This window comes from Sphingobacterium prati, from assembly GCF_013167215.1.
GTDB lineage: Bacteria > Bacteroidota > Bacteroidia > Sphingobacteriales > Sphingobacteriaceae > Sphingobacterium > Sphingobacterium prati.
The window spans coordinates 191,418-213,612 of record NZ_JABJWY010000032.1; the positions used below are offsets into that span (position 1 = coordinate 191,418).

A 22,195-nucleotide genomic window follows, 5' to 3' on the forward strand; every position below is an offset into this window, starting at 1 on the left:
TTTTCTTGTTTATCTTTATTTCCTACTATTCCTTTTTGAACGATGAGCAATTTAACAACAGACAATCCGGTAGCCCTTCAAGCCTTGATGAATGAAACGATTTTTACCAATGGATTTGACTTTCAGGGCGAGCTGGAGGTTGTATCCAAAGCGAGGGATACGGAATATATCGCTGTTGGAATTCCTTCAGATGATCTTTCTGCTAAACCCGCTGTTACAAACAAAAGCAATGAATCGAGCCCCATTGGCAGTGAAGAAAGGAATAATGGTCTTATCAATGAACTTGAAGTATTAGGCGGAGAATTTATTTATCAGGGTAATAAAGATCAAGGAGTACTTTTTATCTTGCGCTATGAACAATATCCTTATTTTTCTCCAGCAGCAGGTGAAGCATTTGAAAAAACGATTGGTGCTTTAAAGTTAACGAAGGAAACTGTGGCGGTGGTTAATTTAGCCAATGCACATAATCCAAACGATTTTAAGCGGATTATGGCTTTTTTTCAACCTACAAAGATTATCTTATTGGGTGTGGAGCCTGCCTCGTTAATGCTTCCTTCAATCGAACATAATTCGTATATGAAAGGGCGTATTGCAACGGTATTCAATACCTTCAGCTTTGAAGAGATGTTTGCGGATACCAATAAAAAGAAGCTCTTTTGGAACGAATTTAAAACATTTATAGCTTCTTAATTTCAAAAAAGCTATAGAGCCAATCAGTATGCTTGCCATCTTTCTAAATAAGATTTTTTACTTTTGGCCAAATAAAATTTGAAGACGATGTTAGAACTTGTATTTGCAACGAATAATGCCCATAAATTGAACGAAGTCCAAGCAATCGTAGGGGACGCTTTTATTATCAAAAGTTTGAACGATATTGATTGCCAAGATGATATTCCTGAAACAGGTATTACATTTGAAGAAAACGCCCAGCAAAAAACAGACTATTTGGTCAACAAATATGGCCTTTATTGTTTTGGTGATGATTCAGGATTGGAGATAGATGCTTTAAATGGTGAACCGGGCGTTTATTCGGCACGTTATTCGGGTTCTAGGGATATGGAAAAGAATATTGATCTTGTGCTGGAAAAATTAGGCGATAATCCAAACCGTACGGCTAGATTCAAAACCGTTATTTCTTTATACCTGAATGAACAACAGCATTTTTTTGAAGGAAGTATCGAAGGCCAAATCATTAAAGAGCGTAGGGGAGCGGATGGATTTGGTTATGACCCGATTTTTATCCCTGATGGCTACAACACAACTTTTGCTGAGATGAGCGCCCAAGAAAAAAACGCGATCAGTCATCGTGCGATTGCTGTCGGCAAACTTGCGGCTTATCTAAAAACAAAATAATGCTTAGATGCGGTTATAGTTGATAGACTGGACTATTTTGCCTCTTTCTTTTTGGACGTTTGGGTACTATCTGGTGCTGCTACTGCCGACGGTTTTAAATTCGTTGAATCCCGTTTTTCAGCTGTTTTATCGGTTGTTGGCCCAATGTCTTTTTTTACTTGCGGCTTAACCGTTGTTGCTTCGGAGGCTGTTGCTTTAGGCGTACTGCTTGTTTTATCCAAAACAGCTTTAGCTCCGGCTTTCGTGTTATCTCCTTTCTTTTCCTGGCCCTGCATATCCCCTTTAGGTTTGGATTTCATTTTTCCATTTTCCTCCGTTTCCTTTTCTGTCGGAGTGGTAAAAGATGACTTAGAAAGGTCACGTTTTCTATTTAATAGATCCTCTTTTGATTTAGGCCGGTCTTCGGGGCGCCATGTAAAGTTCGGCAGAAACTCTTTATCTGCGGTAACTTCTGCAATAGGATAGACCTTACCATCGACTTTTCGGATGGAAACGTATTCTTTGAGTTTATTGTCCTCCATTAGAATTTTAAAACGGCTGCTCCGGTCATGTACCAATTCTGTCGTTACATTTGTTTTCTCATCAATATTATAGAAGATGTTTTCAGCATTACCATCCACAAAGAGGCGTTCCATCCGGTTATTGGTAAAGAAACTGGTAATTTTTCGGCCTTTGATCTGATTGAATTTTAATGAATCACTGGTAGCGTTGACCATAAATGCATTTCCGACTAAAAGGGAATTGTCCAGTTTTTGATTTTTGACCTGCAAGAAGATCGTATCGCCGGATATCTGCGAATTCTCAGCCCACATCATCGGTTTTCCCATCAACCTAAACATCGAGTCCTGCATCCCATAATACATGGAATCGGCAACCGCCTGCAGGTCGGATTTGAATAATCGGGCATTATAGTAGGCTTTTAGAATTCTTGTTTTTGCCGTATCTCGGGGCAAAGAATCGCTTTTTCCTTCCTGTGCATTTTTTAATGCAGCGCCCATAATCTGATCTGATTCCCCGCCTTTCGGGATGATTGCTTTTTTGCGTAACACGCTATCGGCTTTCAGGTTTTTTTCAATCTCAATCCGATTTTGATCACCTACGATCACCGGTTGTTTCTTCACAATATTCTGCCTCTTAGTGATGGCGGTATCTGCTGATTTTTTGATTTCATTGCCAAGGGCGGGTTGCTTGATTTCCTTCTTATGCAGGCTGTCTAAACCTTTTTTTAAGCTATCAGCTGCTTGAGGTAAATTATTGGTTGAATCTATATCGGTGGACGTAGAATCTGTATCACCATAATCGACCTCATTGTCTTCTTCAATGGCTCCCCCTTCTCGGTCTAATTTAAAATCCCGTGCGATATAATCTCGCCGGAAGATCATCTGTGAGAATAGGGTATCGGCAGTCATAAAAACAGAGTCCATCTCGGAATTTTCTTTTAATTTCTCATCCTTGCCGATGACATTTTTATTTTCCGCTACGGTCTTCTTAGGATCCTTATCGGTAACAACCTCTGCATTGTTATTTTTTTCCTTGTCTTTCTGTTCTTCTTTTTCAGCTTTCTTTAATTCCTTTGCTTCTTTTTTTAGTTCCTTCTCAGACTTTTTCTGTACGGGTGAGAACGAGGAGACCGAATCTTTTTTGGTTGAATCCTTTTTTACCACTGAAACTACCAAGGGTTTGTCTGTCATCGTGATGGATTCATTTTTTCCATTATAGAGTCCATATCCACCATATGCATAAAATTTATCAAGGGTGTCCACGAAGACAACATTTTTGACGGCTTTACCGATGCCGACCTGTCTGTCATAAAAAAGACTGTCTCCTTTTAGGAATTTGGTGCCTTCTGTATAAAGATTGTTCTTTGAAAAATAGGCTTGGCCGGTGGCCATATGATATCGGCCTTTTTCCGTATACAGATTTTCGCCCTTATTTCCCTTCATATTTGTAGGGCCGTAAAAATCAGTTATTCGGGTGTTGCCATTGTATTTCATTGAGTCTGTATAGACTTTGACGTTGGTTGACCGAACGACAACTTTTTGGTTAAAATAAGATTCGCCGGTATTTTCGAAATAGGTTGCGCGCTGGCTGGTGATCGTGTCGCTCCCCGAGAGGATACGTCCGCCGCTATAGTAATTCCCAATTTTACTGCGCATATTATAAACAAGATGGTCGGTGGTCAATATTGACCCACTGGTACTGACCATACGCACTGCTCCGGTTAATGTCGCTAATTGCATCGCTGCTTCATAATGCAGCTTATTGGAAAATATCTGTGTGCCATCGGGTTGGGTGATGATTACATTTCCATAGGCTTCAAAAAATTGTCGACCCAATTTATCATTATGTAAATATCCACTGTCAGACGATAAAGTCGAGCCAACGTGCTCATAGACCGGACGGTAAAAAACAACGTTACCGTTCTTTCCAGTAATAATATGCGACGAAGAAAGTAACTTTAATTCGTCCTGTTTCTGCGCTTGGACCGTCAAGCCAGTTAAAATAAATACAATCAGGGTAAAAATGTATTGTCTCACAAGGGCAAAAATATGGATTTTAATTGCTACTTTATTGGATTTCACAAATTTTAAGATGTGAATTTATCATTCAGACAAATATACCGTAACTTTGTTTATATGAATGTGCTGGAAAGATTAAAGGGATATATTGAAAAGGAGCATTTGATGATGCCTCATGATAAAATATTGCTTACAGTGAGTGGGGGAAAAGATTCGATGCTGATGGCACATTTATTTGCGAAAGCCGGCTTTAGGATCGCCATTGCGCATTGTAACTTTCAGTTGCGTGGTGAGGACTCCGAACTGGACGAAGCTTTGGTCCGAAAATTTGCTGCTGATAATGGGATTCCAATATTTGTCAACCAGTTTGATACCAAGACCTATGCGAAGGAAAATCAAATTTCCATTCAGATGGCCGCACGCGAACTTCGTTATCGTTGGTTCGAACAACTTCGTGCGGAACTTCAGTTTGACCGAATTGCTGTCGCTCAACACCTAAATGATCACATCGAAACCGTGCTGTTAAATCTTTCACGTGGAACTGGTCTGCAAGGGCTTCAAGGTATCTTGCCTGTAAGAGATCGCATCATTCGGCCGCTTTTATTTCTTAAAGCGAGTGAAATTGAATATTATGTCCAGGAATATGCCATTGCTTATCGGGATGATCAATCTAACTTTTCGACAAAGTATGCGCGGAATAAGATAAGAATAGATATAATTCCGCATTTTAAAAAGCTACAACCGGATTTTGAACAGATTTTTGAACAGAATATTACACACTTTAAGGAATCTTATCAATTGCTACAACAATTTGTTGAACCGATCCGGAATAAACTTTTCCGGTCAACGGGCGAGGGTTGGGTAGTGCGCAAAGAGGATTTGGAAGAACATTTGAACAATTTGCCTTTATTGTACGAGCTGTTTTCCGGTTTTAATTTTTCTAAAGCTGTGCTAAGTGATTTACAGCAAGCTTGGGGACGGGAATCAGGGCGTATCTTCCAATCGGATTGCTATCATATGCTTTTGGATAGAAATGAACTTTTTATCAAAGAAAAGGAATTTATATCATCGGACGAGGCGATCATTACCTCTGAAACATCGACGGTGGAGTGGAAACAATATTGTTTCCATGCAGGAGTTTCTACAGAACTTACGATTACCAATAGCAGGGAGATTGCAAAATTCGATTATCATCTCCTCATCTTTCCATTGACGATTCGCTCATGGAAGATCGGAGATAGCTTCTACCCATTGGGTATGGATGGGCGGAAAAAGCTAAGCGATTTTTTTATCAATAAAAAAATCAGTTTGTTCGAAAAGGAAAATATTCCTATCGTGGTGAATGGAAATGGTGATATTCTTTGGTTAGCCAATTATCGCATGGATAATCGCTATAAGATTACCGGCAATACAAAAAAAGTCCTTACTTTAGTCTGTAAAAGTGATTAAGGCGGAAGTCTACTATCTTAATACTAGAAAAGAAATGAAAGAAGGTGTATTCTATTCAGAAAATCAATATTTAGGACGTGATCGTGTTTGGATAAGCGTGCGGTTGGTACTTGTGCTATTCTGCTTTACAGCATTTTATCTTAATTTGGATCATTTGATTTCCAGTCAATTGTTTTTCATTGTCGGAGTAGGGATTATTATAACATCAATTGTAATGATGTATATGGTCTTATTTCGTATTGAAGTATTTCAAGACCATATACTGATCAGCGGTCTTTGGTCTACCCGAGTTGTAAAAATAGATTTAGCTTCCATTTCGAAGGTTGAAAAAGCACCTTATAGTACATTCTTTTTTAATAATCCGGTCTATAACTTACATACCAAAGGAAAGATCAAGTTTTTTGCAGGAGGTAAAAATGCTGTATTTCTAACAGACAAAGATGGATTGACTTATGTGCTGGGAACACAGCGGCAAGAAGAACTATACCGTACAATCATGGAGACAAAGGCTAAATTGGGAAAGTCTTAAAATTTGTTAATAATTTCTTATCTGACAATTTAAAGACAACAGTTTATGGAGTTATTGGTTAAATTTGAGATAATAGCAACGAATTAACTATGGCATTTTTAAAATTTATACTTATTACATTTGCTGTTTATTTTGTAGTAAGGTTCTTATTCAAATTACTTTTACCGTTTGCGATGCGCAAAGCAGCTGAAAAGCTGATGAAAAAAGCGCAAGAACAAGGGGGAACATATAGCAGCCAAGGACAAGGTAATACCTTTTATTACGAATTTACCGGTAAAGGGCAACAAGAAAATAAAAGAGCTCAACCAGAAGGTAAAATCCAGGTCGATTATATTCCACCGAAGGAAACCCCAGACCGTAAAGGGGCACAAACAGCGGGTGAGTTTGTCGATTTTGAGGAAATAAAATAACTTTTTGGCAGTCAAATAGCGTATCTTTGTGCTATGTGGCTTAAGCAACTTTCTGTTTTAAATTTTAAGAATTACTCGGAATCTTCTTTGGAATTTCTTCCTGACGTAAATGCTTTTACAGGGAATAATGGTGTTGGCAAAACCAATCTTTTGGATGCGATCCACTACTTATCGCTTTGTAAGAGCTATTTTAATCCTATTGATTCACAACATATCAAATCAGGTAATGATTGGTTCATGGTACAGGGGGAGTTTGATAAAGAATCGAATAGTGATGTTATTTCCTGTAGCCTAAAAAAAAATCAGAAAAAGCAGTTTAAAAAGAACAAAAAGGATTATCCGCGATTGGCCGATCATATTGGACTTTTCCCTTTGGTGATGATTTCACCTAATGACAGCATAATCGTCACGGATGGTAGTGAAGAACGTCGAAAGTTTGTGGATAATGTTATTTCACAAACGGATAATAAGTATCTAGATACCCTAATTATCTATAACAAGTTCCTGACCCAACGGAACAGTCTGCTAAAACAGGCTCGCCAAACCAGTGTATTGGATCTGGGCCTAATTGAAATTCTTAACTTTCAACTCGAGGAAGTCGGTAACATAATCTTCGCCAAAAGAAGATCATTTATGGAAGAGTTTCAGCCCGAATTTGATCGACATTATCAATTTTTGACCGAAGATGCGGAGTCTGTGCAGTTACAGTATGAATCTCCCTTAATGTCGGATTCATTCTTGAATATTCTGGAGAAGAACCTCGAGCGCGACCGTATCTTGGAACGCACGAGTCAGGGAATCCATAAAGATGATCTGATATTTACCATTCATGGTGGAATGCCACTGAAGAAGTTTGGTTCTCAGGGGCAGCAGAAATCTTTTCTTATTGCGCTGAAACTTGCTCAATATTCCTATTTGCAGCAAAAAAAAGGATTTAAACCCTTACTTCTACTGGATGATATCTTCGATAAACTGGACGATCGTCGTACGCATAAATTAATGCAGATGGTCTCTGATGATGATTTTGGACAGATTTTTCTAACGGATACGGACTCAAAAAGAATTCAGCGAATCTTTGACGAAATCAATCGCCCTGTTCGTATATTTGGTATCGAAGGAGGACAAGTGAATGTATAAGAAGCAACCAACGAAAAAGAGCCTGGAATTTATTCGGTCAAGTGATGATATGACCATTAAGCAGGGGGTAGAACGTCTCCTCGAAGCGTATAAGCTACGTCGAAAATTTGATGAGACCTCGATCGCTTCGGTATGGCCCCAATTGATTGGCAAGGCAATTGCCAACCGAACACAACAGCTTTATGTGCGTGACAAAAAATTGTTTGTACGTGTAGAATCTGCAGTCATTAAAAATGAACTGGCATTAATGCGTCGACAGATCCTTGGAAGGGTAAATGAATATGTTGGACACGTCATCATTGAAGAAGTCGTGATCTTGTAACGCGCTTTCCTAAGTATGTTTAACCAATTGCTTGAAAACCTATTTCCTCTTCCCGAAACTTCTCTGGCAAAAACTGTTTGCAAGTTTCGAACAAGTTGAATTCAAGCGGGGTAACTATCTCATCAAAGCCGGAGATTACTCGTCCAATTTATTTGTTATTGAGTCTGGTTTAATCCGTCAATACGGCTGGAGTAGAAAAGGTGAATTTACACAATGGATTGGTACGGCTAATCATTTCGTAACAGACCTCGCTTCTTTTATTTCGACATTCCTTCTACATGGAGTTTTCAATGTATCAGTAATTGTTATATGTACCGATTATCCAAATCAGATTACAAAAAGATGGAAGATGAGGTCGTTGAGTGGAACAAATTTAAATACCACTCCAATATATTGCTTCGGCCTTGGGGATGAGTCCCGAAACGCTCAGTCGTATCCGCGCTAAAATAAGTTCTTGATAAAAGTCAAGAGCAATCTCTCACTTATCCTAGTTTTGTTTTATATCCATTAGCAAGTCACGTCGGAATGGTTGTGTAGTGTGCCTGCGCTTGTATCATACGGCATTCAACACAAGAAGGAGGGATTACTAGTGGAATCGCCAATCTGTTGGATGTAAATATCCGGGCTATTAAATGGCAGAATAGAGCCCGATCGCGGAATGTGGCAATAAAAAAACGTGTAGAAATTGGACATAACTTTCAACATTAAGATGTGAATTTGGAAGGGTTATACACATCGATTTTTAATCTATTGATATGTTTGGAGGTGTTATAAACATTTTTATGTTGATAACACCGTAGTTTTACACATTTTAGGTTGATTTTTAGATTTGTCTTATTATGTTATTCACATTTTAATGTTAGTAAACGTTATGTTGTTCACATTTATAGTGTACTGGTAGGTAAAGGTATTCCACTTATTAACATTTTTGATGTTAATAAGTGGCTGTTATTGTTAATAAATTGAAATTGTGGTTCCGAAAAGTCAATCTTATGCACAGTTTATCAACAATCAATTGGGGCTGATATTTGTTAATAAAATGTTTGTTGATGGATTAGGTCGTCATTTGGGACGTAGGACTATTATAGGTATTGCGCTAGATCCCCTTTTCCTTCACGAATGACCTCAAAAGTTCCCTCTGTCAGATCTACTACAGTCGAAGCAACATTATCTCCGTAACCGCCGTCAATAACTGCATCGACTAGATCCTGATATTTTTCATAGATCAATTCGGGATCAGTTGAGTATTCGATAATTTCGTCTTCATCGTGAATGGAAGTTGTCACAATTGGATTACCCAATTGTTTGACAATTTCCCGAACAATGTTATTGTCCGGCACGCGGATACCCACAGTTTTTTTCTTCGAGCTTAGTAATTTAGGAACTTTGGTGGTGGCATTAAAGATGAAAGTAAATGGTCCTGGCAATGCTTTCTTAAGGACACGAAACACGGCGGTGTCAAAAGATTTTGTGTACTGGGAAATGTCAGTCAGGTCATAGCAGATAAAGGATAGATTGGCTTTATCCGGTTTTAAACCTCTTATTTCACAGACTCGTTCAATTGCTTTTTGCTGTGTTATATCACAACCAATACCATAGACGGTATCTGTAGGGTAAATGATTACGCCGCCACGTCGAAGGACGTCCACGGCCTGTGCGATGGCTTTTGGATTGGGATTATCGTTATATATCTTGATAAGCATATTGAGTAGTATATTTATTATTGCATATGAAAATCATAGCTTTTAACCTAGGAACCCCCGAACGGGGCACTTACCATCTTTAGGGTTCAAAACTATTATTCAGATACGTATCTTTCTAAAAGAACAACAGCCAAAATATTTTGTTTTGGCTGTTGTTCTTTATATTAAAATTCTGCGTTTTTCGGAGTGCGGGGGAACGGTATTACATCGCGGATATTGGTCATTCCGGTAGTGAACAAGACCAAGCGCTCAAAACCTACACCAAATCCCGAATGTGGTACAGTACCAAAACGGCGGGTATCCAAGAACCATTCCATTTCTTCAGCTGGTATGCCTACTTCTGCCATGCGCGCCAATAGGCGATCCAGATTCTCCTCACGTTGTGAGCCGCCGACCATCTCGCCAATACCCGGGAAAAGTATATCCATGGCACGTACCGTATTACGCCCCTGAGCATCAGGCTCGTTCTGTTTCATGTAGAAAGACTTGATCTCTCTTGGGTAATCGGTTAAGATAACAGGTTTCTTGAAGTGTTTCTCGACCAAATAACGTTCGTGCTCAGATTGTAAATCAGCTCCCCAATCATCAATTAAATACTTAAATTGTTTCTTTTGATTTGGCTTACTGCGTTTTAGTATTTCAACAGCGTCTGTATAAGTTACACGCTCGAAATTATTCGCTAAGACGAAGTTTAACTTTTCAACCAAATTTAACTCAGAACGTTCTGCTGCAGGTTTTGATTTCTCTTCTTCCAACAGACGGTTTTTCAAAAACTCGATTTCCTCAGGACAAGTTTCCAAAGCGTATTTTATCACGTATTTCAACAAGGCTTCAGCGAGGTCCATATTGTCTTCTAGCTCATAGAAAGCCATTTCTGGTTCAATCATCCAGAATTCAGCTAAGTGACGAGTTGTATTTGAGTTTTCAGCCCTAAATGTTGGTCCAAAAGTGTAGATGTTTCCAAAGGCCATTGCGCCTAGTTCGCCTTCTAATTGGCCAGATACAGTAAGATTTGTCGATTTTCCAAAGAAATCCTCTTTAAAATCAATTTCCCCGTTTTCTTTACGCGGTGGATTGTTTAGATCCAGCGTAGTCACCTGAAACATTTCGCCGGCACCTTCTGCATCGGAACCTGTGATAATCGGTGTATGCATGTACACGAAATCATTTTCCTGGAAAAATTTATGTACGGCAAACGATAAGGCATTACGTACTTTGAATACGGCATTGAATGTCCCGGTACGGAAACGCAAGTGTGCAATTTCACGTAAAAATTCTAAGCTGTGCTTCTTTGGTTGTAAAGGATATTTTTCGGGATCTGAATCCCCTATAATATTTACCTCAGTTGCTTTAACTTCTACTTTTTGTCCCTTACCCAATGATTCTATCAATTGACCTTTTACACGTACTGCTGCTCCGGTAGTGATACGCTTTAGGATGTCTTCAGGTGTATTTTCAAAATCGACTACTGCTTGAATATTATTGATTGACGAACCGTCATTAATTGCTATAAATTGATTGTTACGGAAAGTTCTTACCCAACCTTTAACAACGACCTCTTTGCCAAATTCTGTGGCATTCAATAGTTCCTTTATTCTTGTGTGTTCCATCTTAATTTTTGGAGAATGACTTGTAAAAGATGCTTTGTTAAAAAAGCAATACAAAAATAAGCTATTCTGTTGGTTTATTGGGTATAAATGTTGATTTAATTCGCTGAATGAAGGATCAATCAGCTTTTAAACTTAATTTTTCAGCACTCATATTTAGGTCAGATCCAAGAAGAGCCAACTGTCTTTAGGGCAAAAAAAAGCGGATCAACTCAGTTGATCCGCTTTTAAGCTTTATGAGGATTGAAGGAATTATCCTTTCAATACTTTGGTTACTAATTCAGCAGCTTCTTTCAATAAGATCGCAGAATAAACTTGCAGACCTGACTCATCGATTAATTTTTTCGCTTCTTCGGCATTTGTACCTTGAAGACGTACGATGATAGGAACAGGAATATTACCAATTTCACTGTAAGCATCAATTACACCTTGTGCTACACGGTCACAACGAACAATACCACCAAAGATATTGATCAAAATAGCTTTTACATTCGGATCTTTCAAAATGATATTGAAACCAGCTTTTACTGTTTCAGCATTTGCGGTACCACCAACATCTAAGAAGTTTGCAGGCTCTCCACCAGCTAATTTAATGATATCCATTGTCGCCATTGCTAGACCGGCACCATTCACCATACAACCTACGTTACCATCAAGTTTAACATAGTTAAGGTTTGATTCGCCAGCTTCAACTTCCGTAGGATCTTCTTCGGTTACATCGCGCATAGCAGCGTAATCTGGATGACGGTATAAAGCGTTCTCATCAAGATTTACTTTAGCGTCAACGGCTAAAATCTTGTCGTCAGAAGTTTTTAATACTGGATTGATCTCGAACATAGAAGAATCAGTAGAATCATATGCTTTGTAAAGTGCAGCAACAAATTTTACCATTTCTTTGTGTGCAGCACCAGAAAGACCTAGATTGAAAGCAATTTTACGTGCTTGGAATCCTTGTATACCTACTTTTGGATCGATTTCTTCTTTGAAAATCAAGTGCGGTGTTTTTTCTGCAACTTCTTCAATGTCCATACCACCTTCTGTAGAGTACATCACGATGTTACGTCCTGTAGCACGGTCCAATAAGACAGACATGTAGAATTCTTTTGTTTCGCTTTCACCTGGATAGTAAACGTCTTGAGCGACCAAAACTTTGTTTACTTTTTTACCTTCAGGTCCAGTTTGAGGCGTTACTAATTGCATACCAATGATGTCAGTTGCTCTTTGTTTGACTTCATCTAAGTTCTTAGCTAACTTGACACCACCACCTTTACCACGGCCACCAGCGTGAATTTGAGCTTTGACAACAACCCAGTCGGAATTGTAGTCTTCTTTCATTTTTTTAGCCGCTTCCACAGCTTGCTCTGGAGTATCTGCTACGATACCTTCCTGTACGCGCACACCAAAGCTCTTTAGTATTTGTTTTCCTTGATATTCGTGAATGTTCATTTGCAAAAATATTTGGCGTAAAAATATGTTTTTTTAAGGGATAAGACAAGGGATAAATTGCTCTTTTGTCTATTTTTTGACATTTGTGAAAAATAAAATGGCTGAAATAGAGAAATAACTGCTTATTTATTCAAAGGTGTGATATCGTAAATTTATTTATCTTTGCCCTATGATGTTACAAGCCAAAGGAATTCACAAAGCTTATGGGACGTTGCCCATCTTAAAAGGCGTTGACATAACTGTGGAAAAAGGTGAAATTGTGAGTATTGTCGGCGCCTCGGGCGCCGGTAAAAGTACACTTTTACATATCATTGGAACATTGGACAAACCCGATCAAGGTTCGATATTTATTGATGGTGTTGATATCCACAAGCTGAGCGCTAAAAAGTTGAGTGCTTTTCGAAATGAACATATTGGTTTCGTTTTCCAGTTCCATCACTTGTTGCCTGAATTTACGGCATTGGAAAACGTATGTATCCCTGCATTTATCCATGGGCAGGGGCGGGCTGAAGCGGAGACGAAAGCAAAGGAATTATTGGAATTACTTGGAGTCTCTCATCGTATTGACCACAAACCTGCTGAGATGTCAGGGGGGGAGCAACAACGTGTTTCTGTTGCCCGAGCCCTAATGAATGATCCTTCTATCATTTTGGCAGATGAGCCTTCTGGAAATTTGGATTCAGAAAATGCGGCAGCCTTACATCAGCTGTTTTTTGATCTTAGAACTAAATTTCAACAAACATTTATCATTGTAACTCATAATGAAGAATTGGCCCGTATTTCGGACCGGACAATTCATATGCGGGATGGATTGGTTGTATAATCATGATCGAAGTCAACAAAGTTCATTGAGCGGGCGAATCATTAAGGGCTCTTTGCCTATGAATAACATATTATTTTGATGAAGAAAATATTAATAACCTTCGGAACTAGACCACTAGCGATGCGTATTGCTAAAAAACTTGCAGGTAATTTTGAGGTTTTGTACGCTAGTTCGGAAGAGATTCCGGAGTTACTTTTAAAATCGGGGAATTATGTATCTATCCCCAATGGATTGCTACCTACCTTTGCACACGAGGTACTCAAATTGAGCTTGGACCAACAAGTGGACTATGTGCTGCCTTTGGGTGGCTTTGAACTGGAAGCGTTGGCCGAAGCGAAAGTGTTATTTGATGAGTATCAGATAGCTGTGCTTGTTCCGGATAAAGATATTCTTGACTCTTTTCCTGTCATTGAAAATCCTCCTGCTGACCTTCCCTATGTTTTGCTTTCAAAAGGCAATGATTTATTAGGAGATGATGTACATGAGCGTACATTGGACGGACTCATGATCAAGTCGGATTCTGAAGAGGATTTTGCTTTGGTCTGTGTGTCGAAATAAAATAAGCCTACGCACTTTGCAGCGCGTTGGGCATAGCCTGTGCAATGTATTTTTAATTTAAAAGATCTATTGTGATGATGTTTCCAGAAGAAAAAAAAGTGTATGTCTTTGAATTGGATGATGTTCTTTTTCCAAAAAAAGACTACTTGCTCCAAGTTTATTATCTCTTTGCCAACTTTATTGAATTTACAGAGACATTTCCGCCGCAAAGCGATTTGGTCAACTTCATGAAAAACCATTTGGAAAATCAGGGGGAGGAGTCTTTATTTGAACATGCACAAGCAGTGTTTGGATTTGATATGAAGTATAAAGAGCATTTTGAGCGATTGCATGTGAATGCTGTATTGCCCCTGAAGTTGCATCTTTTTGACCATATCGAGAAACTATTTTCGCAATTAGATACAGCAAATAAATACATCTGTGTCCTGACAAAGGGGAATCCGCTGGAACAATTGAACAAAGTAAAGTTTATGGAGTGGGGAGAGTTTAGCAATCGCATAAAAATTTATTTTCATGACGAACTAGCTTTTCGACAAATCGATCCTATTTCGTTTCTAGCCGAGGAATTTGCGGTAGAGACCACAGCGATTCAATTTGTGGACTAAATTTACAGTGACTATCTTTGTACGATCTACCAACAAGGTTTTGTGAATCTGAATATATAGTGAACAAACATTGTTGAAAAAAAATTATGATTGGGGATATAAAAGCCCTATTTTTATATAAAGCCCTTGGATTTATGAATAAAGTGAACAAGCCTGCCACGATTAAGGAAATTGCCAAGAAGCTGAAAATCAGCCCTTCCACGGTGTCAAGAGCATTGAATGATCATCCAAGTATTGGATTGGTAACAACGATGCGTGTCAAAAAAATGGCCGAAGAATTAAATTACGAACCCAACCAAACAGCGATTTTTTTTAAACAACGCAAGACATTTACCATTGCTGTTATCCTACCCAGTCTATCGGAACCATTCTTTTCCTTCGCGATCAGTGAGATAGAAAATGTCGCTTCGGCACAGCAATACACTGTTTTAATGGGGCAGTCATTGGATGATCCAGATCGGGAAGAACGGATTTTGAAAACATTTAAAAACCATCGCGTAGATGGCATCTTGATGTCAATCGGGAAGAAGACTACAAATTTAGAGTTTATAGAAAAATTGGAGTCGTCGGGAATACCGGTTGTCTTTTTTGATTGTGTTCCTAGTTTGCCTAATATCAATAAAGTCCAAAGCGATTTATCGACAGGAATGAATGAGGCTGTCGATGCTTTTGTCGCCCGTGGGCACAAGGTAATTGCTTTAGTCAATGGACCAAGGACTTTGCCTGCAAGTGAGGACAGAAAAATAGCCTATTTGTCTGCGATGAAAAGAAATGGCATGGATATTCTAGATAAAAATATTATTGAAACCGATCTGAGCACAGAAGGAAATGAAAGAGCGATGGAAAGTATTTTTGCTATGTCCGAACGTCCTTCAGCTATTATTTCTTTTAATGACTTTGTTACGCTGGATTTGATGAAAGCGGCGCGGAATAAGGGACTGGTTTTAAATCAGGATATCTTTTTCATTAGTTATGCGAATTATCCTCTTTGGCAGTATATGGAAAATCCACCGATGGGACGTATAGAACAGTTTCCGGGTATGCAGGCGCGTAAGGCAGCCGAAATTTTATTTGAACGGATTGAGAATTCGGAAATAGCAGATCAACAAATTGTCTTTAAATCTAGATTGGTGATGTAGTTTATTCGAAATAAAAAAAGAAGGGCAAATCATTTGATTTGCCCTTCTTTTTTATGGTTGCTAAGCAATTTTATAAGTGAATGACTTCACCATACGCATCAGCACATGCTTCCATGATTGCCTCACTCATCGTTGGGTGCGGATGGATTGTTTTGATCATCTCATGTCCTGTTGTTTCCAATTTACGGGCAACAACAACTTCAGCAATCATTTCAGTAACATTCGCTCCAATCAGATGAGCCCCTAGGAATTCACCATATTTCGCATCGAAGATCACTTTTACAAAGCCATCTTTTGCGCCAGCAGCAGAAGCTTTTCCTGAAGCTGAGAATGGGAATTTACCTACTTTAACTTCATAGCCAGCCTCTTTTGCTGCTTTTTCAGTATAACCTACCGAAGCAATCTCTGGAGAACAATAAGTACATCCCGGGATATTGTTGTAATCAATAGGTTCTACGTGAAGACCTTTGATTTTTTCGACACAGGTAATACCCTCTGCTGAAGCAACGTGAGCCAAAGCTTGGCCCTTTACGATATCACCGATAGCATAAACACCTTCAATATTTGTTTTGTAGAAATCGTCAACTACAACACGGCCACGGTCAGTTTTTACACCAACTTCTTCCAAACCGATATTTTCGATGTTAGGAGCAATACCTACAGCAGACAATACAACCTCTGCTTCGATTACTTCAATACCTTTTTCAGTTTTGATGGAAACCTTGCTCAATTCTCCAGCAGTGTCAACGGATTGAACCTCTGATTTGGTAAGAATATTGATTCCTTGTTTCTTTAAGCTTTTTTCCAGTTGTTTTGAAATTTCTTCATCTTCAACAGGAACAATTCTATCCATAAATTCAACGATAGTCACTTTTGTTCCAATTGCGTTATAGAAATAGGCAAATTCAACACCGATAGCTCCCGAACCGACAACAACTAATGATTTTGGTTGCTTAGGTAATGTCATCGCTTGGCGGTAGCCAATGATCTTTTTGCCATCTTGCGGCAAGTTAGGTAATTCACGTGAACGTGCACCCGTTGCAAGGATGGTGTGTTTAGCGGCATATTCTTTGGTAGAACCGTCAGCACCTTTCACATCAATCTTGCCACCTTTTTTAATTTTTGCAGTTCCATTGATGACATCAATTTTATTCTTTTTCATCAAGAACTGGATACCTTTACTCATGCCATCAGCTACGCCGCGACTTCTTTTGACGATAGCTTCGAAATCAGCCTCACCACCTTGAACATTGATGCCGTAATCCGTGGCATGATTTAAATATTCAAATACTTGAGCACTTTTTAATAATGCTTTTGTAGGGATACAGCCCCAGTTTAGACAAATTCCGCCTAATGATTCGCGTTCAATAATCGCTGTTTTGAACCCTAACTGAGCGGCTCTAATGGCAGCAACATACCCGCCTGGACCACTACCGATTACAATGATGTCGTAATTCATATAAATAAATATTCTGTAGTTGAGTGTTATAGCTTCAAATACCAAGGTATTGAACCTTATATTCATTCAAAAGTACGTATTTTTTCTGATGAATATGAACTATTTATTGTAAAATTGGCGGTTTTTGATAAAACAATGTCATTGTATATAGCCTAATGTCACGTGTCGGTAAAAGGACGAAAAATAATGGGGCAACCGTGTTTAGAGTGTTATTTTTGATGTTCACAATACACAGTTTATCATTATGTTAAGAATATTTAGACAAATTGCGCTGTGGGAGGCTATTTCCACAATCTGCTTGTTTTTTATTGCAATGCCCCTGAAATATTTTGCCGGAATACCCGAGGCAGTGAAGATTGCTGGATCCATTCATGGCTTTTTTGTCGTTATATTTGTCGTGATGCTCATCATGTCTACTGTCGAATATAAATGGCCTATTCTGAAAGCGATAAAGTATTTTTTAGCGTCCTTGATTCCCATCCTTGGATTTTGGGTAGAATTAGATTTAAAGAAGGAAATCGAAGGAAAAAGACAGAAATCTTAATCATTTGGATTTGAGATATTAATATTGAGATCTTAAAATCGTTAGGCTTAGGGGGGTACGAAGTTAGAATACAGCAAAAGTGCCCGATAATTTGTGTGCGTAAATTTCCGGGTAGCGGTTTATAAAAATATGCTTCAATAAAACTAGGAACAGGTGAGATGGTTAATCATCTCTTCCTGTTTTCTCGATTCCCATGTAAGCATAGGTTATGCTATCTTTTCCATGTGGGACGGGGTTTCCATCCTCATCTAAATTGACAAATACCAGTTTGTCGATGGATAGGATTGTTTTCTTTGAGATTTTATTTCGGACCTCACAACGCATTGTCAATGATGTTCTTCCAAAATTAGTTGCCTCTATACCTAATTCTAAAATATCTCCCTGTTTGGCAGAATTTACAAAATTAATTTCAGATATAAACTTGGTAACGACCTTTGGGTTGCCCAATTGTACAATCGCATAAATGACAGCTTCTTCATCTATCCAACGCAAAAGTGTCCCGCCGAATAATGTTCCGTTCGGATTAAGATCTTCGGGTTTGACCCATTTTCTTGTGTAAAAATTCATTTTATATAGGTAGTTATGACAAAGGGGAAAAGTTTCCTTTTCCCCTTTGGTGTATGCTATTTAACGCTTAAGCGTGTATTGCTCTATTTGCAGTTGCTGCTAATGCAGCTTCTCTAATAGCTTCAGTATAGGTTGGGTGAGCATGGCAAATACGTGCGATATCTTCTGCAGAAGCACGGTATTCCATAGCGACTGTAGCTTCGCCGATCATGTCTGCTGCACGCGGACCGATCATATGCACGCCTAATACTTCATCTGTTGTTGCGTCAGCCAATACTTTTACGAAACCATCTGTATCACCTGAGGCTTTCGCACGGCCAGAAGCTTTAAATGAGAATGATCCAGCTTTATATTTTACGCCAGCCTCTTTAAGTTGCTCTTCTGTTTTTCCAACGGAAGCCACTTCAGGCCACGTGTACACAACACCAGGAATTAAATTGTAGTCGATGTGCGGTTTCTGCCCAGCAATATATTCAGCGACATACACTCCTTCATCTTCGGCTTTGTGTGCTAACATTGCACCAGTGATCACATCACCAATCGCAAATACACCTTGAACCGGAGTTTCTAAGTGAGCGTTTACTGGTATTTTTTTTCCTCTTTCTTCTAACGTGATACCGATATTCTCCAAGCCTAAACCTTCAGAATAAGCTGTGCGCCCTACAGCAACGATACAATAATCGCCGTCCAATGTAATTTCTTGCCCCTTTGGATCTTCTGCTGTAACTTTTACGGTTTTGCCTTTTGAGGTTGCCCCCGTTACTTTATGGCCTAAATAGAACTCCATGCCCAGTGATTTTTTCAAAACACGTTGCAGTTCTTTTCCTAAGCCACCATCCATCGTTCCAATGATAGATTTTGCAAACTCAACAACAGAAACTTTTGAGCCTAAACGGGCATATACCGAGCCTAGTTCTAGGCCAATGACACCACCACCGATAACAATAAGGTGTTTAGGGATCTCTTTTAAGTTAAGGGCTTCAGTGGAAGTGATGATTCTTTTTTTGTCAACAGGTAAGAATGGTAAAGAAGTCGGTTTTGACCCTGTTGCAATAATTACATTTTTAGCAGTAATTTGTTCTGTTGAACCATCTGCTTTTGTTATTTTGATCGTGTTTTTGTCTACGAATGAACCAACACCTTGGAAACTGTCTATTTTATTTTTCTTAAATAAGAAAGTAATACCGGCAGTATTTTGAGCAATGACATCGTCTTTACGAGCAATCATCTTTGCCATATCTACCTTTAGATCCTTTAAACTAATGCCAAAGGCATCAAAATTATGAGCAGCATTATGGTAATGCTCCGATGAATCTAAAAGCGCTTTTGAAGGAATACATCCAACGTTAAGACAAGTACCACCAAATGTGCTATATTTTTCAATAACAGCTGTTTTTAATCCTAATTGGGCGCAACGGATAGCTCCAACATATCCGCCTGGACCACTTCCGATTACAATTACGTCGTATTGCATTGATTACGTTTTAATTTTTAGTAGTACAAATTTAGTGATTATTAATGGGATAGGAAATCAAAACTTACGATTTATACCCGAATAGGTTTACTTTACATTTTTTTGATAAATGGAGCAGACCTTACTACTTAAAAATCCAATTTCGATAATTTATATGAGCAAACCTCGGTTTGGAAAGATGGCATCTGCGAAAACAAATGCTATAACGGTTTAAACTATGGAGAATTAGTCGAAGAGTTAAAGGGGCGCAGCACGGAGCCTTGAAGGTATATTCTTTAAGTCGAGATGAGAGTAATATTAAAGCAAAAAGGATATCCAAATCTATCGATATCCTTTTGCTTTAATATTATTATTCTGCAACGATTTTCCCTTGCATTACACCATAGTGTCCAGGAAAACTACAGATGAAAGGGTATACTCCTTTTTCAAGTGTAAATGTAATTTTATCTGTTTCACCAGGACCTAATAATTTTGTATGGGAAACGATAGAAGACAATGCTGATTTTGGAATGTACTCGTCAGCTGCCGCTGCTGCTGCCTCAGCTCCGAAAGTTGGAAGATCTACACCCGGCTTAAGGATAACAACATTATGTCCCATAGATTCTTTCGGCATGGTACCCGCATTTTTGAAAGATAATTCCACAGGTTCGCCAGCTTTAACACGGAATAAGTCCTTGTCAAATTTCATCTGATCATTACCCTCTAAAGATAAGCTGTTGGAAATAGCTACATTTTCAATTCCAGGTACTGTTTCTGTTGCTTGGTTTTCTGTTGAAGCTGTCGATTCGGTACTAGCTGATTTGCCAGACTTATCGCTGTTTCCGCCACAAGATGCAATTGACAAGGCAACTGCAACTGCTGGTATCATAAAAAGTTTTTTCATTATTACGTTTTTGTTAATTCTTTAAAATTAATGATTTCATTGGTAAATAGAAACAATCATTTCAATTTTGACAATAAAGCTTCAATTGTTTTATATAATTTGATAGGATCAAATGGTTTTCCGACAACTTCGTTGGCGCCTGCATCCAGCGCCTCTTGTTGCTCCGCTTTTAATACCGAAGCGGAGATGGAGATGATGGGCATATTCGCAATGGTCGCATTAGGATGGCGGCGTATTTCTTTAATTGCTTCAAAACCACTCATGAGTGGCATATGTGCGTCCATAAATACCAAATCTATTTTTTTTCTATTTATCTCTTCCAAGGCGAGCTGCCCATTTGTTGCCAGAGTAATCTCACAGTTCCAACTTTTGAGAATATTAGCGAGCATAAAACTGTTTAGTTCGTTATCTTCAGCAATAAGGATCATTGGCGAATTAAATTTCGGTAACTCGGTATAAAGCACTTGTGTTTCTTTTTGTACGGGTTTATCTTCTATTTTGTCAAAGACGCATTCAAAAGAAAATGTACTTCCTTTACCATATTGGCTTGACGCGAAAACTTTTCCATTAAGAAGGGCAGCAATACGTTTTACAATGGCTAAGCCCAGTCCAGTACCGCCAAATTTTTTTGTGATGCTGTCTTCCCCTTGCTCAAAGGCAATGAATATTTTTTCCAGGGCATCTTCTGCTACGCCAATGCCCGTGTCAATGACTTGAAATCGTAAACCAATATGCTGATCACTTTCTGTCAAAAGCTGAATTTTTAGAACGACCGAACCTGCCGCAGTAAACTTGAAACTGTTCGAAATAAAGTTGGTCAGAATCTGTTTTAAGCGAAGTGGATCAGTCAGAAAATAACTGTTTATCCGCTCATCCACATCAATATAAAAATTTAATCCTTTATAGTTCGCCTTATCAATAAACAAATTATTCAGATCATCGGTAATGTCATGTACCGAAGTGGATTCCATGATAAGTTTCATCATGCCAGAGTCGACCTTGGAGAGGTCTAATATGTCATTGATAATTGTAAGTAGGTTTTGAGAGGCCGAATCTAGTTTATTGATCCAGCTTTCCTGTTCAAGGGTAAGCTGTGAATTTTTTAGCATTTGGGTGATGCCCATAATACCATTGATAGGTGTTCGAATCTCGTGGCTCATATTGGCCAAGAATGTTTCTTTTGATTTTCTGGCCAGCTCAGCTTCTTCTTTTGCTTTAAGAATTGCTTGTTTCGATTCCTCCAATGCGATATTTTTCTCTTTAATTTCCTGCTGTATCAAAAGTTGCTGAACGAAAGATTTGACTTTTGCGATCGTCGCTTCCGGATTGAGAGGTTTATACAAATAATCTACTGCTCCACTGTTAAGTCCTTGGATAAGGTACTTATCTTCTTTTGATATTGCAGTGACCATAATTGGAATAATGTGATTCGTTTTTGGATTTTTTTTCAAAAAGGTGACAAATTCGAATCCGTTAATTTCGGGCATCTGTACATCAACTAAGGCAAGATCAATTTCTTCCTTCCAGCAGATTTTTAATGCTTCATTGGGATCTGTACTGCTAATTATATTTACATATTCGATATCCTCCAGCAATGCTGTGAGACTGATAATATTTTCAATTTTATCATCGACGATTAATATGTTAATCTTCTTCATTATCTCAAAT

Annotated in this window: 22 protein-coding genes; 13 read left to right on the forward strand and 9 right to left on the reverse strand. The window is 38.6% G+C overall.

All coding sequences use genetic code 11. From position 1 onward, the window contains the following. Nucleotides 1-42: 42 nt before the first annotated feature. Together HPC41_RS25340 and HPC41_RS09145 are read left to right on the forward strand one after the other, a co-directional pair. Entirely contained in the window at nt 43-690 is a 648-nt protein-coding gene (locus HPC41_RS25340) for a hypothetical protein (protein ID WP_246250518.1), read from the forward strand. 87 nt (nt 691-777) lie between these two features. Then, nucleotides 778-1,353: a non-canonical purine NTP diphosphatase gene (locus tag HPC41_RS09145; RefSeq protein ID WP_172393720.1), complete on the forward strand. Its 576-nt coding sequence runs from the start codon at nt 778-780 to the stop codon at nt 1,351-1,353. 32 nt (nt 1,354-1,385) lie between these two features. On the opposite strand, the gene HPC41_RS09150 is transcribed toward HPC41_RS09145, so the two are convergent. After that, nucleotides 1,386-3,890 (reverse strand): OstA-like protein, encoded by a 2,505-nt coding sequence (locus HPC41_RS09150; RefSeq protein ID WP_343043804.1) that lies wholly within the window; start codon nt 3,888-3,890, stop codon nt 1,386-1,388. A gap of 57 nt (nt 3,891-3,947) precedes the next feature. On the opposite strand from HPC41_RS09150, the gene tilS reads away from it, so the two are divergent. The 6 genes from tilS to HPC41_RS09180 all read left to right on the forward strand — a co-directional run bounded on the left by tilS (nt 3,948) and on the right by HPC41_RS09180 (nt 8,164). After that, nucleotides 3,948-5,321 (forward strand): tRNA lysidine(34) synthetase TilS, encoded by a 1,374-nt coding sequence (gene tilS, locus HPC41_RS09155; RefSeq protein WP_343043805.1) that lies wholly within the window; start codon nt 3,948-3,950, stop codon nt 5,319-5,321. A 34-nt stretch (nt 5,322-5,355) separates the two neighbouring features. After that, nucleotides 5,356-5,850 (forward strand): hypothetical protein, encoded by a 495-nt coding sequence (locus HPC41_RS09160; protein ID WP_172393721.1) that lies wholly within the window; start codon nt 5,356-5,358, stop codon nt 5,848-5,850. 89 nt (nt 5,851-5,939) lie between these two features. Further along, nucleotides 5,940-6,260, forward strand: coding sequence for a DUF4834 family protein (locus HPC41_RS09165; protein ID WP_172393722.1), 321 nt, complete (start codon nt 5,940-5,942; stop codon nt 6,258-6,260). Nucleotides 6,261-6,293: 33 nt separating this feature from the next. After that, nucleotides 6,294-7,397 (forward strand): DNA replication/repair protein RecF, encoded by a 1,104-nt coding sequence (gene recF / locus HPC41_RS09170; protein WP_172393723.1) that lies wholly within the window; start codon nt 6,294-6,296, stop codon nt 7,395-7,397. Beyond that, nucleotides 7,390-7,719, forward strand: a complete 330-nt coding sequence (locus HPC41_RS09175) for a DciA family protein (protein ID WP_077437878.1) — start codon at nt 7,390-7,392, stop codon at nt 7,717-7,719. The genes recF and HPC41_RS09175 overlap by 8 nt, the downstream gene beginning before the upstream one ends. A gap of 31 nt (nt 7,720-7,750) precedes the next feature. After that, a complete protein-coding gene (locus HPC41_RS09180) occupies nt 7,751-8,164 on the forward strand; it encodes a cyclic nucleotide-binding domain-containing protein (protein WP_172393724.1) in 414 nt (137 codons plus the stop codon). 637 nt (nt 8,165-8,801) lie between these two features. On the opposite strand, the gene HPC41_RS09185 is transcribed toward HPC41_RS09180, so the two are convergent. The 3 genes from HPC41_RS09185 to sucC all read right to left on the reverse strand — a co-directional run bounded on the left by HPC41_RS09185 (nt 8,802) and on the right by sucC (nt 12,475). Beyond that, nucleotides 8,802-9,422 carry an L-threonylcarbamoyladenylate synthase gene (locus HPC41_RS09185; RefSeq protein WP_172393725.1) on the reverse strand — a complete coding sequence of 207 codons (621 nt, stop codon included), beginning with the start codon at nt 9,420-9,422 and terminating at the stop codon, nt 8,802-8,804. A 164-nt stretch (nt 9,423-9,586) separates the two neighbouring features. Beyond that, the gene (asnS, locus tag HPC41_RS09190; protein ID WP_172393726.1) at nt 9,587-11,032 is read right to left on the reverse strand and encodes an asparagine--tRNA ligase; all 1,446 of its coding nucleotides are present in this window, start codon (nt 11,030-11,032) and stop codon (nt 9,587-9,589) included. A 249-nt stretch (nt 11,033-11,281) separates the two neighbouring features. Then, nucleotides 11,282-12,475 (reverse strand): ADP-forming succinate--CoA ligase subunit beta, encoded by a 1,194-nt coding sequence (gene sucC / locus HPC41_RS09195; RefSeq protein WP_172393727.1) that lies wholly within the window; start codon nt 12,473-12,475, stop codon nt 11,282-11,284. Nucleotides 12,476-12,647: 172 nt separating this feature from the next. Between sucC and HPC41_RS09200 the strand changes: the two genes are divergently transcribed. From HPC41_RS09200 to HPC41_RS09215, 4 genes are all read left to right on the forward strand, one after another. Further along, a complete protein-coding gene (locus tag HPC41_RS09200; protein ID WP_172393812.1) occupies nt 12,648-13,298 on the forward strand; it encodes an ABC transporter ATP-binding protein in 651 nt (216 codons plus the stop codon). Between the two features lie 78 nt (nt 13,299-13,376). Further along, complete coding sequence (locus tag HPC41_RS09205; RefSeq protein WP_172393728.1) at nt 13,377-13,856, forward strand: hypothetical protein; 480 nt, start codon at nt 13,377-13,379, stop codon at nt 13,854-13,856. 74 nt (nt 13,857-13,930) lie between these two features. Next, nucleotides 13,931-14,461, forward strand: a complete 531-nt coding sequence (locus HPC41_RS09210) for an HAD family hydrolase (protein ID WP_172393729.1) — start codon at nt 13,931-13,933, stop codon at nt 14,459-14,461. Between the two features lie 134 nt (nt 14,462-14,595). Beyond that, a complete protein-coding gene (locus HPC41_RS09215) occupies nt 14,596-15,600 on the forward strand; it encodes a LacI family DNA-binding transcriptional regulator (RefSeq protein WP_172393730.1) in 1,005 nt (334 codons plus the stop codon). A gap of 70 nt (nt 15,601-15,670) precedes the next feature. Here the strand turns inward: HPC41_RS09215 and lpdA (HPC41_RS09220) are convergent, their stop codons facing one another. After that, nucleotides 15,671-17,059, reverse strand: coding sequence for a dihydrolipoyl dehydrogenase (lpdA, locus tag HPC41_RS09220; protein WP_172393813.1), 1,389 nt, complete (start codon nt 17,057-17,059; stop codon nt 15,671-15,673). 244 nt (nt 17,060-17,303) lie between these two features. Between lpdA (HPC41_RS09220) and HPC41_RS09225 the strand changes: the two genes are divergently transcribed. Then, nucleotides 17,304-17,603 (forward strand): DUF3817 domain-containing protein, encoded by a 300-nt coding sequence (locus HPC41_RS09225; protein WP_246250524.1) that lies wholly within the window; start codon nt 17,304-17,306, stop codon nt 17,601-17,603. Between the two features lie 162 nt (nt 17,604-17,765). Here HPC41_RS09225 and HPC41_RS09230 read toward each other — a convergent pair whose 3' ends face one another. The 4 genes from HPC41_RS09230 to HPC41_RS09245 all read right to left on the reverse strand — a co-directional run bounded on the left by HPC41_RS09230 (nt 17,766) and on the right by HPC41_RS09245 (nt 22,185). Then, on the reverse strand, nt 17,766-18,170 hold the full coding sequence (locus HPC41_RS09230) for an acyl-CoA thioesterase (protein WP_108635943.1): 405 nt from the start codon (nt 18,168-18,170) through the stop codon (nt 17,766-17,768). 67 nt (nt 18,171-18,237) lie between these two features. Further along, complete coding sequence (gene lpdA / locus HPC41_RS09235) at nt 18,238-19,644, reverse strand: dihydrolipoyl dehydrogenase (RefSeq protein ID WP_172393731.1); 1,407 nt, start codon at nt 19,642-19,644, stop codon at nt 18,238-18,240. Nucleotides 19,645-19,993: 349 nt separating this feature from the next. After that, on the reverse strand, nt 19,994-20,527 hold the full coding sequence (locus tag HPC41_RS09240) for a plastocyanin/azurin family copper-binding protein (RefSeq protein WP_172393732.1): 534 nt from the start codon (nt 20,525-20,527) through the stop codon (nt 19,994-19,996). 56 nt (nt 20,528-20,583) lie between these two features. Continuing rightward, nucleotides 20,584-22,185, reverse strand: coding sequence for a response regulator (locus tag HPC41_RS09245; protein WP_172393733.1), 1,602 nt, complete (start codon nt 22,183-22,185; stop codon nt 20,584-20,586). Nucleotides 22,186-22,195 lie beyond the last annotated feature (10 nt).

Coding starts and splice junctions, on each gene's coding strand:
- lpdA (WP_172393813.1), bottom strand. CDS start 17,059: ATGAATTACGACATCATTGTAATCGGTAGTGGTCCAGGCGGGTATGTT.
- HPC41_RS09205 (WP_172393728.1), top strand. CDS start 13,377: ATGAAGAAAATATTAATAACCTTCGGAACTAGACCACTAGCGATGCGT.
- HPC41_RS09230 (WP_108635943.1), bottom strand. CDS start 18,170: ATGAATTTTTACACAAGAAAATGGGTCAAACCCGAAGATCTTAATCCG.
- HPC41_RS09175 (WP_077437878.1), top strand. CDS start 7,390: ATGTATAAGAAGCAACCAACGAAAAAGAGCCTGGAATTTATTCGGTCA.
- HPC41_RS09210 (WP_172393729.1), top strand. CDS start 13,931: ATGATGTTTCCAGAAGAAAAAAAAGTGTATGTCTTTGAATTGGATGAT.
- HPC41_RS09215 (WP_172393730.1), top strand. CDS start 14,596: ATGAATAAAGTGAACAAGCCTGCCACGATTAAGGAAATTGCCAAGAAG.
- HPC41_RS09185 (WP_172393725.1), bottom strand. CDS start 9,422: ATGCTTATCAAGATATATAACGATAATCCCAATCCAAAAGCCATCGCA.
- HPC41_RS09160 (WP_172393721.1), top strand. CDS start 5,356: ATGAAAGAAGGTGTATTCTATTCAGAAAATCAATATTTAGGACGTGAT.
- HPC41_RS09240 (WP_172393732.1), bottom strand. CDS start 20,527: ATGAAAAAACTTTTTATGATACCAGCAGTTGCAGTTGCCTTGTCAATT.
- HPC41_RS09145 (WP_172393720.1), top strand. CDS start 778: ATGTTAGAACTTGTATTTGCAACGAATAATGCCCATAAATTGAACGAA.
- lpdA (WP_172393731.1), bottom strand. CDS start 19,644: ATGCAATACGACGTAATTGTAATCGGAAGTGGTCCAGGCGGATATGTT.
- HPC41_RS09200 (WP_172393812.1), top strand. CDS start 12,648: ATGTTACAAGCCAAAGGAATTCACAAAGCTTATGGGACGTTGCCCATC.
- HPC41_RS09165 (WP_172393722.1), top strand. CDS start 5,940: ATGGCATTTTTAAAATTTATACTTATTACATTTGCTGTTTATTTTGTA.
- HPC41_RS25340 (WP_246250518.1), top strand. CDS start 43: ATGAGCAATTTAACAACAGACAATCCGGTAGCCCTTCAAGCCTTGATG.
- asnS (WP_172393726.1), bottom strand. CDS start 11,032: ATGGAACACACAAGAATAAAGGAACTATTGAATGCCACAGAATTTGGC.
- HPC41_RS09225 (WP_246250524.1), top strand. CDS start 17,304: ATGTTAAGAATATTTAGACAAATTGCGCTGTGGGAGGCTATTTCCACA.
- recF (WP_172393723.1), top strand. CDS start 6,294: ATGTGGCTTAAGCAACTTTCTGTTTTAAATTTTAAGAATTACTCGGAA.
- HPC41_RS09245 (WP_172393733.1), bottom strand. CDS start 22,185: ATGAAGAAGATTAACATATTAATCGTCGATGATAAAATTGAAAATATT.
- sucC (WP_172393727.1), bottom strand. CDS start 12,475: ATGAACATTCACGAATATCAAGGAAAACAAATACTAAAGAGCTTTGGT.